General features: G+C 62.1%; 17 protein-coding genes and 1 other RNA gene. 11 read left to right on the top strand and 7 right to left on the bottom strand.

From position 1 onward, the window contains the following. Positions 1-16: 16 nt before the first annotated feature. The 7 genes from ACX3M4_RS22745 to ACX3M4_RS22715 all read right to left on the bottom strand — a co-directional run bounded on the left by ACX3M4_RS22745 (position 17) and on the right by ACX3M4_RS22715 (position 3,872). Complete coding sequence (locus ACX3M4_RS22745; RefSeq protein WP_459355247.1) at positions 17-313, bottom strand: MazG-like family protein; 297 nt, start codon at positions 311-313, stop codon at positions 17-19. A 281-nt stretch (positions 314-594) separates the two neighbouring features. Continuing rightward, positions 595-1,341, bottom strand: a complete 747-nt coding sequence (locus tag ACX3M4_RS22740) for a YebC/PmpR family DNA-binding transcriptional regulator (protein WP_459355246.1) — start codon at positions 1,339-1,341, stop codon at positions 595-597. 106 nt (positions 1,342-1,447) lie between these two features. Then, entirely contained in the window at positions 1,448-2,275 is an 828-nt protein-coding gene (locus tag ACX3M4_RS22735) for a TIGR00282 family metallophosphoesterase (protein WP_459355245.1), read from the bottom strand. 42 nt (positions 2,276-2,317) lie between these two features. Continuing rightward, the gene (locus tag ACX3M4_RS22730; protein ID WP_459355244.1) at positions 2,318-2,896 is read right to left on the bottom strand and encodes a 5-formyltetrahydrofolate cyclo-ligase; all 579 of its coding nucleotides are present in this window, start codon (positions 2,894-2,896) and stop codon (positions 2,318-2,320) included. A gap of 46 nt (positions 2,897-2,942) precedes the next feature. Next, a non-coding RNA gene (ssrS, locus tag ACX3M4_RS22725) (6S RNA) lies at positions 2,943-3,097 on the bottom strand. Positions 3,098-3,189: 92 nt separating this feature from the next. After that, the gene (locus ACX3M4_RS22720) at positions 3,190-3,570 is read right to left on the bottom strand and encodes a cell division protein ZapA (protein WP_459355243.1); all 381 of its coding nucleotides are present in this window, start codon (positions 3,568-3,570) and stop codon (positions 3,190-3,192) included. 5 nt (positions 3,571-3,575) lie between these two features. Further along, positions 3,576-3,872, bottom strand: coding sequence for a DUF4164 domain-containing protein (locus ACX3M4_RS22715; RefSeq protein WP_459355242.1), 297 nt, complete (start codon positions 3,870-3,872; stop codon positions 3,576-3,578). A gap of 430 nt (positions 3,873-4,302) precedes the next feature. On the opposite strand from ACX3M4_RS22715, the gene tkt reads away from it, so the two are divergent. The 11 genes from tkt (at position 4,303) to ACX3M4_RS22660 (ending at position 14,897) form a co-directional block, all read left to right on the top strand. Beyond that, a complete protein-coding gene (gene tkt, locus ACX3M4_RS22710; RefSeq protein ID WP_459355241.1) occupies positions 4,303-6,291 on the top strand; it encodes a transketolase in 1,989 nt (662 codons plus the stop codon). A gap of 144 nt (positions 6,292-6,435) precedes the next feature. Next, positions 6,436-7,446: a type I glyceraldehyde-3-phosphate dehydrogenase gene (gene gap, locus ACX3M4_RS22705; RefSeq protein ID WP_459355240.1), complete on the top strand. Its 1,011-nt coding sequence runs from the start codon at positions 6,436-6,438 to the stop codon at positions 7,444-7,446. A 165-nt stretch (positions 7,447-7,611) separates the two neighbouring features. Then, on the top strand, positions 7,612-7,800 hold the full coding sequence (locus ACX3M4_RS22700) for a hypothetical protein (protein ID WP_459355239.1): 189 nt from the start codon (positions 7,612-7,614) through the stop codon (positions 7,798-7,800). A 42-nt stretch (positions 7,801-7,842) separates the two neighbouring features. After that, entirely contained in the window at positions 7,843-8,466 is a 624-nt protein-coding gene (locus tag ACX3M4_RS22695) for a LysE family translocator (protein ID WP_459355238.1), read from the top strand. A gap of 26 nt (positions 8,467-8,492) precedes the next feature. After that, positions 8,493-9,686: a phosphoglycerate kinase gene (locus ACX3M4_RS22690; protein ID WP_459355237.1), complete on the top strand. Its 1,194-nt coding sequence runs from the start codon at positions 8,493-8,495 to the stop codon at positions 9,684-9,686. A 19-nt stretch (positions 9,687-9,705) separates the two neighbouring features. Continuing rightward, entirely contained in the window at positions 9,706-10,077 is a 372-nt protein-coding gene (locus ACX3M4_RS22685; protein ID WP_459355236.1) for a VOC family protein, read from the top strand. A 228-nt stretch (positions 10,078-10,305) separates the two neighbouring features. Beyond that, positions 10,306-11,373 carry a class II fructose-bisphosphate aldolase gene (gene fba / locus ACX3M4_RS22680; RefSeq protein WP_459355235.1) on the top strand — a complete coding sequence of 356 codons (1,068 nt, stop codon included), beginning with the start codon at positions 10,306-10,308 and terminating at the stop codon, positions 11,371-11,373. 116 nt (positions 11,374-11,489) lie between these two features. Further along, entirely contained in the window at positions 11,490-12,131 is a 642-nt protein-coding gene (locus ACX3M4_RS22675) for a thiamine phosphate synthase (RefSeq protein WP_459355234.1), read from the top strand. 13 nt (positions 12,132-12,144) lie between these two features. Continuing rightward, positions 12,145-13,293 (top strand): tetratricopeptide repeat protein, encoded by a 1,149-nt coding sequence (locus tag ACX3M4_RS22670; RefSeq protein ID WP_459355233.1) that lies wholly within the window; start codon positions 12,145-12,147, stop codon positions 13,291-13,293. A gap of 160 nt (positions 13,294-13,453) precedes the next feature. Continuing rightward, positions 13,454-14,017 (top strand): elongation factor P, encoded by a 564-nt coding sequence (gene efp, locus ACX3M4_RS22665; RefSeq protein ID WP_459355232.1) that lies wholly within the window; start codon positions 13,454-13,456, stop codon positions 14,015-14,017. A gap of 73 nt (positions 14,018-14,090) precedes the next feature. Then, entirely contained in the window at positions 14,091-14,897 is an 807-nt protein-coding gene (locus tag ACX3M4_RS22660; RefSeq protein ID WP_459355231.1) for an inositol monophosphatase family protein, read from the top strand. Positions 14,898-15,065 lie beyond the last annotated feature (168 nt).

Below are 15,065 nucleotides of genomic sequence, written 5' to 3'. Positions count from 1 at the left end.
CTTCAGACAGGATGAGTTACCCTGACAGTTTTTCCTGCCACTTGGCGCATTTTTCCGCCATCAGCCGGGCAAGTTCGTCCTCGAACGCCTCGCGGCTTTCGGAGGCCTGCGCCAGAATGCTGAGGGCGACGATCGCCGCATCGGCCGCTTCTTCGCGCACATCCGCCAGCGTCTGGTTCTTGTAGGCGCTCCCAGGTGCTCCGGTTGCCGACAATACCGCCTGAGCCAGTTCCCCCGCTTCCTCCGCCAGCTTCAACGCCCGCTCCTGCAGGGTTTTCGGATCCTTCCGGGTGAGGTCGTAGATATTGAACATCAAGATAGCTCCTGAGTTTGCGACACTGTTTGTACCCCCACCCCTAGCCCCTCCCCACAAGGGGGAGGGGGATTTCCGCCGAACGTCTGTCGGGTCGGAGGTTCGATCTCCACCGAAGTCCAGCCATTGACTTGAGCATCCGACGCCGGGCAGAGCCTTGTCCCCCTCCCCCTTGTGGGGAGGGGTTAGGGGTGGGGGTTTTTATTCAAAAAGCGTATCGGCATTTCCAAACAAAAACCCCGGCATTGCCGGGGTTCTCAAACTTGGATCGAAGCTCGCGATCAGGAGGCGAGAGCCGCCATGGTGTCTTCGTCGAAATCGAAGTTGGTGTAGACGTTCTGGACGTCGTCGTCGTCTTCGATCATGTCGATCAGCTTCATCAGCGTCTGGGCCTTTTCGGTATCGACCGGCGTCAGGTTCTGCGGCTTCCAGATGATGTTGGTGCTTTCCGCTTCGCCGAGCGCTGCTTCCAGCGCGGCGGAGACCTCGTTCAGGTCTTCAAAGGCGGTGTAGATCGTGTGGCCGCTTTCGTCGGACTGGACGTCCTCGGCACCGGCCTCGATCGCCGCTTCCAGCACGGCATCGGCTTCACCGGCTTCCGGCTTGTAGACGATTTCGCCGACCCGGTCGAACATGAAGGACACCGAGCCGGTTTCCCCAAGAGACCCGCCGCACTTGGTGAAATAGGAGCGGATGTTGGAGGCCGTGCGGTTGCGGTTGTCGGTCAGCGCCTCGACAACAACGGCAATGCCTGCCGGGCCGTAGCCCTCGTAGCGGATCTCTTCGTAGTTTTCGCCATCGCCGGTCTGCGACTTGTTGATCGCACGCTGGATGTTGTCCTTCGGCATGGACTGAGCCTTGGCGTTCTGGACGGCCAGGCGCAGGCGCGGGTTGGAGTCCGGATCCGGGTCGCCCATCTTTGCGGCGACGGTGATTTCCTTGGACAGCTTGGAGAACATCTTGGAACGGGCCGCGTCCTGGCGTCCCTTGCGGTGCATGATGTTCTTGAATTTTGAATGGCCTGCCATGGCTCTTCTCGGTTCTTTTTACGGTGATGTCGGTGAAAACTGGGCCGCTTATAGGCAAGTTGCGGCGGAAAATCCAGCTCAGAGAATTTGACGATGAGGGCCTGGATCAGCCGCCGTTCCAGAATTTCGGCACCACCGGTTCCAGCCGTCCGCCGATCCGGACCGGCGCGATGCGCTCGGCCAGACCCGTGCGGTCGTCGGTCTCGATGGCAACGCCGCTGATGGTGGCTTCACCCGTTGCCGGGGTGAAACGGGAGCCGGGAATCTTGCGCTGGAAGCGGTTGACCGGTTCTTCCTTGTCCATGCCGAGCACACTGTCATAGGCCCCGCACATGCCGGCATCCGACATATAGGCCGTGCCGTTTTCGAGGATCTGATGATCGGCGGTCGGCACATGGGTATGCGTGCCGACGACGAGGCTGACGCGGCCGTCCAGGAAATGGCCCATGGCCTGCTTCTCGCTGGTCGCTTCCGCATGCATGTCGACAATTATGGCATCGGCTACCTGCCCGAGCGGGCAGTCGCTCACCACCTTGTCGATGGCAGCGAACGGATCGTCGAGCGCGTCCATGTAGATGCGGCCCATCACATTGGCGACCATCACCTGCGCCCCGTTGCGCGCAGTAAAAAGATGCGCGCCGCGACCGGGTGTGCCCTTCGGATAGTTCACCGGCCGCAGCAGCCGGTCCTGGCGCTCGATATAGACGAGCGTGTCGCGCTGGTCCCAGACATGGTTGCCGGTGGTGACCACATCGGCCCCCGCATCCAGCACATCCTGCAGGATCGCCTCGGTGATGCCGAAGCCGGAAGCGGCATTCTCGCCGTTGACGATCACGAAATCGAGCTGGTTGGCTTCCACCAGTTCCGGCAATTGCTCAATGACGGCGGTCCGGCCGACACGGCCGACGAGATCGCCCAGAAACAGAATGCGCATATATCCTCGCTGGGCATTTGCGTGGCGCTCCAGCTGGAGCCGTCAGGCGAAGGCCCGGTATCCCTGTTCGGTCAGAATTCCATTCAACGGCCTGTCATGCGCCTCAGATGGCACGCGGTCAACCTCCTGCAGCGCAAAGCCGAGGCCGATGCACAAAAGTGGCCCCGACTGTTGCAAGAGCGCAATCGTCGTGTCGTAGAAGGCCTTGCCGTAGCCGATGCGTGTTCCGCATGCGTCGAAACCGGCGAGCGGCATCAGGAGAACATCCGGGCGAACCTCCGGGGCGGACGGTCCGGGTTCCGAACACCCGAACCCGGCAGGAACCAGCTCCGTATCCCGCTCCAGTTTGCGGAAGAGGAGGCTCGGCCCCGTCATCACCGGGAGGCTGAGGCCGTAGCCCCGCTGGCGCAACCGGTCCATGAGCGGACGCGGGTCGATCTCGTCGCGGATCGGCCAGAAGCCGGCGACATTTGCGCCCTCCGGCAGCGGCAGTGCCTCGGCATGATCGGCAAGCATCAGGCTTTTTTCGATGCGCTCGACGACGGGCATCGCCTTGCGGCGGGCAAGGACTTCTCTGCGCAGAACGTCTTTTTCGGCGGCAACGGAGGAAAGATCGGTCATGGGCCCTCATGCAAACAGAACGGCCCGCTCTCCCGGGAGGAGAATATGCGCAGCCGCCCGACCGTTGGATTTGCAATCCCGGGAAACCTACAATGTAGGTGGGCGCCGTATGCAACGGACCACGGCCCAGAGCAGGGACAGCTCCCAAGGGAATGCGTAAGGCCCCGGGGATAATGTTCCTGACGTATCGGGCAGCCGCAACTAACGCATATAATCCGGCTTGGGCGCGATTACCAGAGCGGCGCGGATTTCATCACAAACGAAGTTGAAGGAAAGGGACCGCTGAAACGGTCTCAGGAGACTTCCGACGTTCGCAGGCTCTTGGAGAGGCCGTCGGCGAGGCTTTCGATGCGCGCAGCCGCCTTGTTGACCGCCCGCGACAGTTCTTCCTCGTGCTGGCTCATGTTGTCGAGCGCATCGACCTGCTGCTTCTTTGCCGCCGCCAGTTCCTCTTCGAGCCGGGCAAGCTTGCGTTCCATCTCGGAAAGCTGGTCCGCGGCCATGATGCCGGCCATCACGGTCAGGCGCTGGTCGCCAATCTCGCCGAAGGCACCGCGCAAGTCGTTGATCCAGCCGTCGAAGCGGGCAGCGAGGCCCTGAAGCCGCTCTTCCTCGCCATCGTCGCAGGCCATGCGGAAGGATTTGCCGTTGATGGTGACCGTGATTTGCGCCATTCGCCCTAGCCCCCGTGCGCGTCAAGCACGCTGCGGATGGTTTCCATGGCCGAGACGAGCCGCCGGGAGACATCCCTGTTGGCTTCTTCCAGCCGCGAGGCGCGTGCCTCGCTTTCGTCGAGCGAAGCGGCCAGTTGCGACCGGTCCTCGCCGAGCCGCTGCAGATCATCCTGAAGCGCGTTCAGCGACCGGTCAGCATCCAGACGGCGCTGGACGGCTGTTTCCAGATGGCCGACAGCCTTTTCCAGGCGCTTTACAGCATCGGCAAGGCTGGTCTTTTCCATGCAGTCGACATCCGCCATATATTACGTCGTCCCAATTGTTCTTCTGCGGCGGCCCGCCTGTTCCTTCCAAGTCAGACTGGAGATTTAGCGCTTTCACCCTTGCGATGGCTGCCTAAAAAGAGTGCATCGCGGACAATGCATGCAGCCGCGCGTGCTACGGCGAAAAAGCAAATCTTTCTTAGGGCGTCGAGCTTAGGCACCGCAACTTCTCACAGTCAATGCCGTCATTGGCAGAATCCTCAACTCTATAACGCGTGGAAAGAAAATTTCTTCCGCCAAGATGCCGCCAGGCGACGGAAAGCAGTTTTATTGACTCGGGTGCGGTTCCTGATATTTGTCTGGCGCCTGATCGAAACTGACGACAGTCGAATATTGAGCAACGCACCTCAAATCTGCCTTGACGAGCACACCGCTGCGGTTGAGGGGGGCTCCAAGCAACGGGAAGACGATGACCGATCTTGATAAACACCAGCGCATGGCAAATGCGATCCGCTTTCTTGCCATCGATGCCGTGGAAAAGGCCAACTCCGGTCACCCGGGCCTGCCCATGGGCGCGGCGGATATCGCGACAGTTCTTTTCACCGAATTTCTGAAGTTCGACCCGACCGCACCGAAATGGTCCGACCGCGACCGCTTCGTGCTCTCCGCCGGTCACGGCTCCATGCTGCTCTACAGCCTGCTCTATCTGCTCGGCTATGAAGACTTCTCGCTGGACGAGTTGAAGAATTTCCGCCAGCTCGGCTCCCGCACTGCCGGCCACCCGGAATACGGCCATGGCGAAGGCATCGAGACCACCACCGGCCCGCTCGGCCAGGGTCTCGGCAACGCGGTCGGCATGGCGATTGCCGAGCGCCTGCAGTCGACCCGCTTCGGCGAAAACCTCGTCGACCATTACACCTATGTGCTCGCCGGCGATGGCTGCCTGATGGAAGGCATCAGCCAGGAAGCCCTGTCTCTGGCAAGTCACCTGAAGCTGAACAAGCTGATCGTCATCTGGGACGACAACGGAATTTCCATCGACGGCAAGGTCGAGATCACCGATTCGACCGACCAGCAGGCCCGCTTCGCCGCCTCCGGCTGGAACACGCTCAGCGTCGACGGCCACGACCCGGTCGCCATCTCCGCCGCGATCCGCCAGGCCCAGGCCAGCGACCGCCCGACCTTGATTGCCGCCAAAACCACCATCGGCTTCGGCGCTCCGACCAAGGCCGGCACCGCCAAGGTGCACGGCTCGCCGCTCGGCAAGGACGAGATCACCGGCACCCGCGCCGCCCTCAACTGGCCGCATGAGCCGTTCGAAGTTCCGAGCGACATTCTCGACGCCTGGCGCATTGCCGGCCTGCGCTCCGCCCAGGCCCACAAGGACTGGCAGAAGCGCTTTGCCGAAGCCGACGCCGAAACCCGCGCCGAATTCGAGCGCCGCAACCGCGGCGACCTGCCTGCCGCCTATGCGACGGCGATGCAGGACTACAAGAAGAAGCTGGCCGAGGACCAGCCGAAGATGGCGACCCGCAAGGCCTCGGAAGCCGTTCTCGGCGTCATCAATGCGGCTGTCCCGGAAACCATCGGTGGTTCCGCCGACCTGACCGGCTCCAACAACACCAAGACCGCGCAGACGGCCCCGGTGACCCCGGACGACTTCTCCGGCCGCTACATCCATTACGGTATCCGCGAACACGGCATGGCCGCTGCCATGAACGGCATGGCGCTGCACGGCGGCGTGATCCCCTATTCCGGCGGCTTCCTGATCTTCTCCGACTATTGCCGCCCGTCGATCCGCCTGGCGGCCCTGATGGGCCAGCGCGTCATCCATGTGATGACCCATGATTCCATCGGCCTTGGTGAAGACGGCCCGACCCACCAGCCGGTCGAGCATTTCGCTGCCCTGCGCGCCATTCCGAACCTCAACTTCTTCCGCCCGGCCGACATCACCGAGACGCTCGAGTGCTGGCAGCTGTCGCTGGAAAACCGGGCCGGCCCGTCCGTGCTGGCGCTGACCCGCCAGGACCTGCCGTCGCTGCGCAAGACCTATGAGGAAGACAACCTCTGCGCCATGGGCGCCTATGTACTGATCGACAGCGACGAGGACGCCGCGGTCACGATCTTCGCCTCCGGCTCGGAAGTGGAAATCGCGGTCGCTGCCCACAAGGAACTGACCGCAGCCGGCATCGCCGCACGCGTCGTCTCCGTTCCGTCCTTCGAACTGTTCGAAGCCCAGTCCGAGGACTACAAGGCCGCCGTCATCGGCACCAGCCAGGTCAAGATCGCCGTCGAAGCCGGCATCCGCATGGGCTGGGACCGCTTCATCGGCAACGACGGCATCTTCGTCGGCATGACCGGTTTTGGCGCGAGCGGTCCCTACAAGCAGCTTTACGAGCACTTCGGCATCACTGCTGGTGCGGTTGCTGCTGCTGCCAAGGAAAAGCTCGGCGCTTAATCGAAATCAATTCCCGGCACCAAGACTTCCTCCTATGGTGCCGGGCCTTTCGAGCACGAGCGTGCTCATCAAGCGACCACTGGATGTGGTTTTTAAATCGGTTTAGCTTCCTGTGAGGCATACCGAAGATTGCGGGAGTGGATTATGGTAACCAAGGTAGCAATCAATGGATTTGGACGCATCGGCCGCAACGTTTTGCGCGCCATCGTCGAATCCGGCCGCACTGACATTGAAGTCGTCGGCATCAACGATCTCGGCCCGGTCGAAACCAACGCGCATCTGCTGCGCTACGACAGCGTTCACGGCCGTTTCCCGGCAGAGGTGAAGGTCGACGGCGACACCATTTCCGTCGGCGGCGGCAAGCCGATCAAGGTAACTGCGATCCGCGACCCGAAGGAACTTCCCTGGGGCGAACTGGGCGTCGACGTCGCCATGGAATGCACCGGCATCTTCACCGCCAAGGACAAGGCCTCCATGCACCTGGAAGCCGGCGCCAAGCGCGTTCTCGTCTCCGCTCCGGCGGACGGCGCCGACAAGACCATCGTCTACGGCGTCAACCACGATGCCCTGACAGCCAGCGACCTTGTCGTCTCCAACGCCTCCTGCACCACCAACTGCCTGTCTCCGGTCGCCTATGTCCTCAACGAGGCCGTCGGCATCGAGAAGGGCTTCATGACCACGATCCACTCCTACACTGGTGACCAGCCGACCCTGGACACCATGCACAAGGATCTCTACCGCGCCCGTGCGGCGGCCATGTCCATGATCCCGACCTCTACCGGCGCCGCAAAGGCCGTCGGCCTGGTGCTGCCGGACCTGGCAGGCAAGATGGACGGCGTCGCCATCCGCGTGCCGACCCCGAACGTTTCCGTGGTCGACCTGAACTTCATCGCCAAGCGGGCAACGACCGTCCAGGAAATCAACGACGCCATCCGCACTGCCGCCAATGGCAAGCTGAAGGGCATCCTCGGCTACACCGACGAGAAGCTGGTTTCCATGGACTTCAACCATGACAGCCATTCCTCGGTCTTCCACATGGACCAGACCAAGGTCATGGACGGCACCTTCGTGCGCATCCTGTCCTGGTACGACAACGAGTGGGGCTTCTCCAACCGCATGAGCGACACCGCCATCGCCATGGCGAAGCTCATCTAAGCCGAACCGTTAAAGACGCCGGACATTCTCCGGCGTCTTTTTTGACGGCATCAGCCGCCCTCCTGAAGAAATCCGCCGCCCGACCGTCATTTCAGGCAGACGATCCGCACCAAGGTCATGTAGACTTGGCCTTGTTTGGTGCAGTTCAAACCTGGAGACGCCGTCATGACCGCACTCCTGGTCATTCTTGGGTCGTTGTTCGCAGTCGGTTGCCTGGTGGGCATCGTCTTTTACTGGTCGGACCTCACGGAAGAGCGGCAACGGGTTCCGTCCGATCAGGACTGGGAGCCGGAAATGGACCGGTCCCAGCCCGGTGCTTCGAAAAACAACAATCCGGCAGAACTGGACTTCTGACCTGCCGGACACCGTCCCCTGCCCTACCGCCGGAGCCCGGAATTGCTCGAACTTCTCACCGTCATTTCGCTGACTATTGTGGTCGCGATCGTCCCCGGACCTGATTTTGCCGTCGTGCTGCGCAACGCGCTGATCGGTGGCCGACTTGCAGGTATCATGACCGCGCTCGGCATCGCGCTGGCACTCGGCGTCCATGTGACCTATGCACTCGCCGGTATCGGCCTGATCGTTTCCCAGTCGATCCTGCTCTTCAATGTGTTGAAGCTGATCGGCGCGGCCTATCTCGTCTTTCTGGGCGTGACCATGTACCGGACCGCGTCGAAGGACATGCCCGCCGACGGCGCCATGAACGGCATGCCGCCGCTGAAGGCGTTGCGCTGGGGATTCCTAACCAACGTGACCAACCCGAAGGCAACCATGTTCGCCCTCTCCGTCTTCCTTCAGGTCACGTCTCCCACAACCCCGCTCTGGACCCAGATCGGCTACGGCGTGATCATGGCAAGCGGCGTGTTCCTGTGGTTCGTGCTGGTGACCGTCTTCTTCACCCTGCCTTCCGTCCGGCATCGCTTTATGCGCGCCAAACTCTGGATGGAGCGCTCCTTCGGCGTGCTTCTGACGCTCTTCGGCATCGGCATCGCCGTCTCGACCAATTCCTCCCGTCCCTGATCGCGGTTTCCCAAACAGGTGTTCTCATGGCTTTCAAAACTCTCGACGACCTGACTGACATTGCCGGCAAGCGCGTTCTGGTCCGCGTTGACCTCAACGTGCCGATGGATGGCGGCAAGGTGACCGACACCACCCGCATCGAACGCGTGCTGCCGACGATCCGCGAACTCTGCGGCAAAAAGGCCAGGGTGATCCTGCTGGCCCATTTCGGCCGCCCGAAGGGCGAGCGCGTTGCCGGCATGTCGCTGGCACCCGTCGCCCCCGCGGTCGCAGCCCTGCTAGGCAAACCGGTCGTCTTCGCCAACGATTGCATTGGTCCGGCGGCGGAAGGCGCGGTCTCGGACCTTCAAGACGGTGAAGTCCTGCTCCTGGAAAACACCCGCTACCACAAGGGCGAAGAAAAGAACGATCCGGACTTCGCCAAGGCGCTTGCCGCCAACGGCGATATCTATGTCAACGACGCCTTCTCCGCCGCGCACCGCGCCCATGGCTCCACGGAAGGCATTGCGCGGCTTCTGCCGGCCTATGCCGGTCGCACCATGCAGGCCGAACTCGAAGCCCTCGGCTCCGCCCTCGGCAACCCGGTGCGCCCGGTGCTGGCCGTGGTCGGCGGCGCCAAGGTGTCCTCCAAGATCGACCTCCTGGAAAATCTCGTCGCCAGGGTCGACATGCTGGTGATCGGCGGCGGCATGGCCAACACGTTCCTGGCTGCCAATGGCACCGATGTCGGCAAGTCCTTGTGCGAGCATGACCTTGCTGAAACCGCAAAGCGGATCATGGCGGCTGCCGAAAAGGCCGGCTGCGAGATCGTGCTGCCGGCCGATGCCGTCGTGGCGAAGGAATTCAAGGCAGGCGCTGCAAACGAGACCGTCGCCCTCGACTCCATTCCGGCCGACGGCATGATCCTCGATGTCGGCGCAGCCTCCATCGAAACGGTCAAGGCCAGGATCGACGCCGCCAAGACGCTCGTCTGGAACGGCCCGCTCGGCGCCTTCGAAATCGCGCCCTTCGATACGGCAACAGTTGCAGCGGCAAAACATGCGGCGGCAAACACAAAAGCCGGCAAGCTGAATTCCGTCGCCGGCGGCGGCGATACCGTAGCCGCCCTCAACCATGCTGGTGCGGCCGACGACTTCTCTTATGTCTCGACCGCGGGCGGCGCGTTTCTGGAGTGGCTGGAAGGCAAGGAACTGCCTGGAGTGACAGCCCTCGAAGCCTGAAACCGAACCGGAGGCAGATATGCAGCGCTGTTTCGCAAATATCCTGACGGAGGAAGTCGTCGCGACGGCGGCTTTCTACGAACAGCTTCTCGGCCTCACGCCGCGATTTGCCTCCGACTGGTTCGTCAACCTGGGCGATCCGGAAAATCCCGCCTTCGAACTCGGCATCCTCTTGCAATCGAGCGACATCGTCCCGGCACGTGCCCAGCGCGCCCCGGCCGGGGTGATGCTGACCTTCGTGGTCGAAAGCTGCGACGCGGTCCATGAGCGGGCGCTTGCCCTCAAGACCAACATCGTCGAAGCACCGCGAGACATGCCCTACGGTCAGCGCCGCATGATCCTGCGCGATCCGGCCGGAACATTCGTCGATATCAGTTCGCCAGTGCAATAACGGGCGGCACTCCGTCTCTGCCAAGATTTAATTTGCCGTTCAAATTAAATACGACTTGCTGTTTTCCCTGAGGCCATTGGAATTAAATTGATTTAAGCGGTCACGCCCCTCTTTCCATGACCGGAAATCTTGTTAGAACCACCGGGACTTGACGCACCGCAAAATAAGTGACGTCATTTTTCGCTAGGCTGACTAGCGAACCGGACCCAGATCCTCGGGAGATTATAGATGGCACGTATCACCCTCCGCCAGCTTCTTGATCATGCCGCAGAGCACGACTACGGCGTTCCTGCGTTCAACATCAACAACATGGAGCAGGCGCTGGCGATCATGGCCGCTGCCGACAAGACCGATTCTCCGGTGATCATCCAGGCCTCCCGCGGCGCACGCTCCTATGCGCACGACGTCATGCTGAAGCACATGATGGACGCGGTCGTCGAAATCTATCCGCACATTCCGGTCTGCGTGCATCTCGACCACGGCAACGCGCCGCAGACCTGCATGACCGCGATCCAGGCCGGTTTCACCTCGGTGATGATGGACGGCTCGCTGGAAGCCGACGGCAAGACGCCGGCCGACTGGGCCTACAATGTCGGCGTCACCAAGACGGTGACCGACATGGCCCATCTCGGCGGCATTTCCGTCGAAGGCGAACTCGGCGTTCTCGGCTCGCTGGAAACCGGCATGGGCGACAAGGAGGACGGCCACGGCGCGGAAGGCAAGCTCAGCCATGACCAGCTGCTGACGAATCCGGAAGAAGCGGTCAAGTTCGTTCAGGAAACCAGGGTCGACGCCCTGGCGATCGCCATGGGCACCAGCCACGGCGCCTACAAGTTCACCCGCAAGCCGGATGGCGACATTCTGGCGATGAACGTCATCGAGGAAATCCACCGCCGCCTGCCGGATACCCACCTCGTCATGCACGGCTCGTCCTCCGTGCCGCAGGACCTGCAGGACATCATCAACCAGTATGGCGGTGAGATGCCGCAGACCTGGGGTGTGCCGGTGGAAGAAATCCAGCGCGGCATCAAGAACGGCGTGCGCAAGGTGAATATCGACACCGACAACCGCATGGCGATGACCGGTCAGATCCGCAAGATCCTGAGCGAGAACCCGGGCGAATTCGACCCGCGCAAGTATCTCAAGCCCGCCCGCGATGCCATGGAGAAGCTCTGCGTCCTGCGCCTTGAAGCCTTCAACACCGCCGGTCAGGCTTCCAGGATCAAGAAGATCGTCACCCTGGCCGACATGGCGACCCGCTACGCCAACGGCAGCCTCGACCCCAAAATCGGCTGAGGCCCGGCCCCCGCGGCCAGGAAATTCGTTCACTTTCTTGAAAGAGGGGCCTTGCGTCCCTCTTTCGCCGTCTTTAGGGACAAGATCCCGATGTGAGATCAATCAGGACAGCCAAAGTGAACCGCCCCCGCCTCTTTCTCGTCACCCCGCCGGATTTCGATACCGACGACATGGCCGCCAAGCTCGGCAAGGCCTTTGAAGGCGGCGACATCGCCAGCGTGCTGATCTACCGGCCCGGCGCGAGCACAAAAGAACTGCAGGCGGTGGCAACCGCGCTGGTGCCGGTGATCCAGGCGGGCGGTGCCGCGGCAATCGTCTACCGCGACACCCAGGCCGCCGGCCGCAGCGGCGCGGACGGGGTCCATGTCGACACGTCGCTTGAAGACCTCAAGCTGGCGGTTGAAAGTTTCCAGCCGGACCGGATCGTCGGCACGGGTGGCAGCAAGCTCAAGCACGATTCGATGGAATTGGCGGAAACCGGCGCCGACTACATCCTTTTCGGCAAGCTGGACCTTGCCGAAAAACCGGTAGCCCATGACAAGACCCTCAAGACCGCGTCCTGGTGGGCCGAGCTGTTCGAAACGCCCTGCGTTGCCCTGGGCGGCAACAGCCTGGAGACGTTGGCCGACGTGGCCGCGACCGGTGCGGACTTCGTTGCGCTGAAGGATGCCGTCTGGCAGTCTGGCGCCGATATCGCCGCCGTCGTTGCGGAAGCCAACCGTATTTTGGAAGCCCATCCCTTTCCTGATGTCGATTAGTCGGGCCTGACATATGCCGAGACCTGAGACCAGCTTTCCGCAATATCTTCGCCGCCTGCCGCTTCTGGCAACGCTGCTCATGGCATTGCAAGCCCCCGCTGTCGCGCAGGAGACGCAGAACACGGAGGCCCCGGCTCAGGGCGCTCCTGCTCAGGAAACCACCGCCGAGGAAACCCCGGCAACCGAAGGCAACGGAACCCCCCTGCCTGTTCTGATCGACGTGACCACCCAGAAGAAGACCCTTCCGAGCATTGTCGATGCGGGTCCTCCCAAACTGCAGGAAGGCGAGTCTGCCACCTCCGACACGGCCTATGCCGCATTCCAGCGAGGCTGGTTCCTGACGGCTCTGGGTCTGGCGACACCGCTTGCCGAAAACGGCGACAAGTCGGCCCAGGCGCTGATGGGCGTCCTGCACGAAGCGGGCCTCGGAATCATGCAGGACAAGGCCAAGGCGGCGGATTGGTACAATCTCGCCGCCGCAAAGGGCGACAACGGCTCCGCCATGCAACTGGCCCAGCTCTATCTGCTCGGCACCGGTGTCGACGTCGACAAGAAGAAGGCCGCCGACCTCTTCGAACAGGCCGCTGAAGCGGGCAATGCCTCCGCGCTCTACAACCTCGCAATCCTCTATCAGGAAGGCGAAGGGCGGCCCTTCGACGAAAAGAAATCGCGCGAGCTCCTGGAACAGGCCGCCAAGCTGAACGATCCGGAAGCGCAATATGCGCTCGGCCTTTCCTATCTGGAGGCGCAGACGGGTCTGAACGATCCCGGCCTCGGGGCCTTCTGGCTCGGCCGGGCCGCGCGGCGCGGGCACACCTCGGCACAGGTCTATTACGGCATCCTGCGTTTCCAGGGCAAAGGCGTCGATCCGAACGAGGCGGAGGCCTCCGACTGGTTCGAGCGTGCCGCCACCTCGGGCAATCCCGTTGCCATGAACCGGCTGGCCCGGGTGTACGCCTATGGCCGTGGCCGGGAACAGAACTACGCCGCTGCTGCCGGCTGGCACCTGATCGCCCGCACCCTGGGCGTGTCCGACCTCACGCTCGACCGGATCGTGGAGAGCCTGGACGAAACGACCATGACGGAAGCGCGCCAGCTTGCCGAACAATATTCGGCCACATTGATGGCTCCGTCGACGGATCAGACGAAGGAATCTCCGTAAACCTTCCGATGGCGTGCCGAATCGTAAGGATGTTTGCCTTTTTTCCTTGAATTTTTCAGGCTTTTGTGGTGGACAGGCGCGAGCAAATTTCCCGCGCGCCGGCCTTCACCGGCGACCGCGATGCTTCAGATCCAAAACAAATCAAAAAGTCGGTCGTTCCATGAAAATCAACGGAAACGAAATAAAGCCCGGTAACGTGCTTCAGCACCAGGAAACGCTGTGGGCCGTTGTCAAAGTCCAGCACGTCAAGCCGGGCAAAGGTGGCGCCTTCGCACAGGTCGAAATGAAGAACCTGATCGACGGCCGCAAGCTCAACGAGCGTTTCCGCTCCGAGGACAAGGTCGAGCGCGTCCGTCTCGAACAGAAGGACTTCCAGTTCCTCTTCACCCAGGAAGACATGCTGATCTTCATGGACACGGAAACCTACGAGCAGCTGGAACTGCAGGCCGACTTCGTCGGCGACCGCGCCGCCTTTCTGCAGGACGGCATGATGGTCACGCTGGAAATGCACGAAGAGCGCCCGATCGGCATCACCCTGCCCCAGTTCGTCACCCTGGAAATCCAGGAAGCCGACGCCGTGGTCAAGGGCCAGACCCAGTCGTCCTCCTACAAGCCCGCGCTCATGGAAAACGGCGTCCGCGTCATGGTGCCGCCGTTCATCACCGCCGGCGAAAAGATCATTGTCGACACCGGTTCCCTGGAATATGTCCGCCGCGCGGACTGATCCCGCTCCGGCAAGACCCTGACCTGGCGCGCCCGGATCTTTCCGGGCGGCGCCCAACAACAAGTGACAAGAAATGGCCCGCACAGCTCTTCTCAACGTGATGGTTCAAGCCGCAACCAAGGCCGGACGGTCCCTGGTTCGCGATTTCGGCGAAGTCGAAAACCTGCAGGTCTCCCGCAAGGGACCGGGCGATTTCGTCTCCGCGGCCGACCGCCGAGCCGAAGATATCGTGCGGACCGAGCTGACCAAGGCCCGGCCGACCTTCGGTCTGGTGATGGAAGAGAGCGGCGAGATCGAAGGCACCGACGGTCAGCACCGCTGGCATGTCGACCCGCTCGACGGCACCACCAACTTCCTTCACGGCATTCCGATCTTCGCTACGTCCATTGCGCTGGAGCGTGCGGGCGAGATCGTCGCCGGCGTCATCTACAACCCGGTCATGGACGAGCTTTACACCGCCGAGCGCGGCCGTGGCGTCTTCCTCAACGACCGCCGCCTGCGTGTTGCCGGCCGTACCGAGCTCACCGAGATGGTTTTCGGCACCGGCCTGCCCTTCATCGGCAAGGGCGATCACGGCCGCACGCTGCGCGAACTGCGTCACATCATGCCGGAAGTAGCCGGCATCCGCCGCTGCGGCGCCGCGTCTCTCGATCTTGCCTGGACCGCTTCCGGCCGACTTGATGGCTACTGGGAACGCAATCTCAATTCCTGGGACATTGCAGCCGGCATTCTGATGGTGCGCGAAGCCGGCGGTTTCGTCAGCGATCTCGACGGCAAGAACAAGATGCTGGACACCGGCGACATCGTCGTCGGCAACGAGGACGCCCACAAACTGCTGCTGCGTCTTTTGAAGAAGGCGGAAGCACAGGCTCAGGCCTGACCGTTTCACGCGCTACAGAGAAAACAGCCACACCAATTCCCTCATCCTGAGGAAGTGCAAAGCGCTGTGTCGAAGGATGGGATCCTTGTTCTGCGGTAGGTGGCCCATCCTTCGAGACGGGCCTACGGCCCTCCTCAAGATGAGGTGATCTGTTTGTTTCTCAGCCGG

This window comes from Roseibium sp. M-1, assembly GCF_054515675.1.
The sequence above is the reverse complement of the archived record's forward strand: the minus strand, read 5'-3'. Positions and strand labels throughout refer to the sequence as shown.

Coding starts and splice junctions, on each gene's coding strand:
- tkt (WP_459355241.1), top strand. CDS start 4,303: ATGACCGATCTTGATAAACACCAGCGCATGGCAAATGCGATCCGCTTT.
- ACX3M4_RS22700 (WP_459355239.1), top strand. CDS start 7,612: ATGACCGCACTCCTGGTCATTCTTGGGTCGTTGTTCGCAGTCGGTTGC.
- fba (WP_459355235.1), top strand. CDS start 10,306: ATGGCACGTATCACCCTCCGCCAGCTTCTTGATCATGCCGCAGAGCAC.
- ACX3M4_RS22745 (WP_459355247.1), bottom strand. CDS start 313: ATGTTCAATATCTACGACCTCACCCGGAAGGATCCGAAAACCCTGCAG.
- ACX3M4_RS22720 (WP_459355243.1), bottom strand. CDS start 3,570: ATGGCGCAAATCACGGTCACCATCAACGGCAAATCCTTCCGCATGGCC.
- ACX3M4_RS22730 (WP_459355244.1), bottom strand. CDS start 2,896: ATGACCGATCTTTCCTCCGTTGCCGCCGAAAAAGACGTTCTGCGCAGA.
- ACX3M4_RS22735 (WP_459355245.1), bottom strand. CDS start 2,275: ATGCGCATTCTGTTTCTGGGCGATCTCGTCGGCCGTGTCGGCCGGACC.
- ACX3M4_RS22690 (WP_459355237.1), top strand. CDS start 8,493: ATGGCTTTCAAAACTCTCGACGACCTGACTGACATTGCCGGCAAGCGC.
- ACX3M4_RS22670 (WP_459355233.1), top strand. CDS start 12,145: ATGCCGAGACCTGAGACCAGCTTTCCGCAATATCTTCGCCGCCTGCCG.
- ACX3M4_RS22685 (WP_459355236.1), top strand. CDS start 9,706: ATGCAGCGCTGTTTCGCAAATATCCTGACGGAGGAAGTCGTCGCGACG.
- ACX3M4_RS22715 (WP_459355242.1), bottom strand. CDS start 3,872: ATGGCGGATGTCGACTGCATGGAAAAGACCAGCCTTGCCGATGCTGTA.
- ACX3M4_RS22740 (WP_459355246.1), bottom strand. CDS start 1,341: ATGGCAGGCCATTCAAAATTCAAGAACATCATGCACCGCAAGGGACGC.
- ACX3M4_RS22660 (WP_459355231.1), top strand. CDS start 14,091: ATGGCCCGCACAGCTCTTCTCAACGTGATGGTTCAAGCCGCAACCAAG.
- efp (WP_459355232.1), top strand. CDS start 13,454: ATGAAAATCAACGGAAACGAAATAAAGCCCGGTAACGTGCTTCAGCAC.
- gap (WP_459355240.1), top strand. CDS start 6,436: ATGGTAACCAAGGTAGCAATCAATGGATTTGGACGCATCGGCCGCAAC.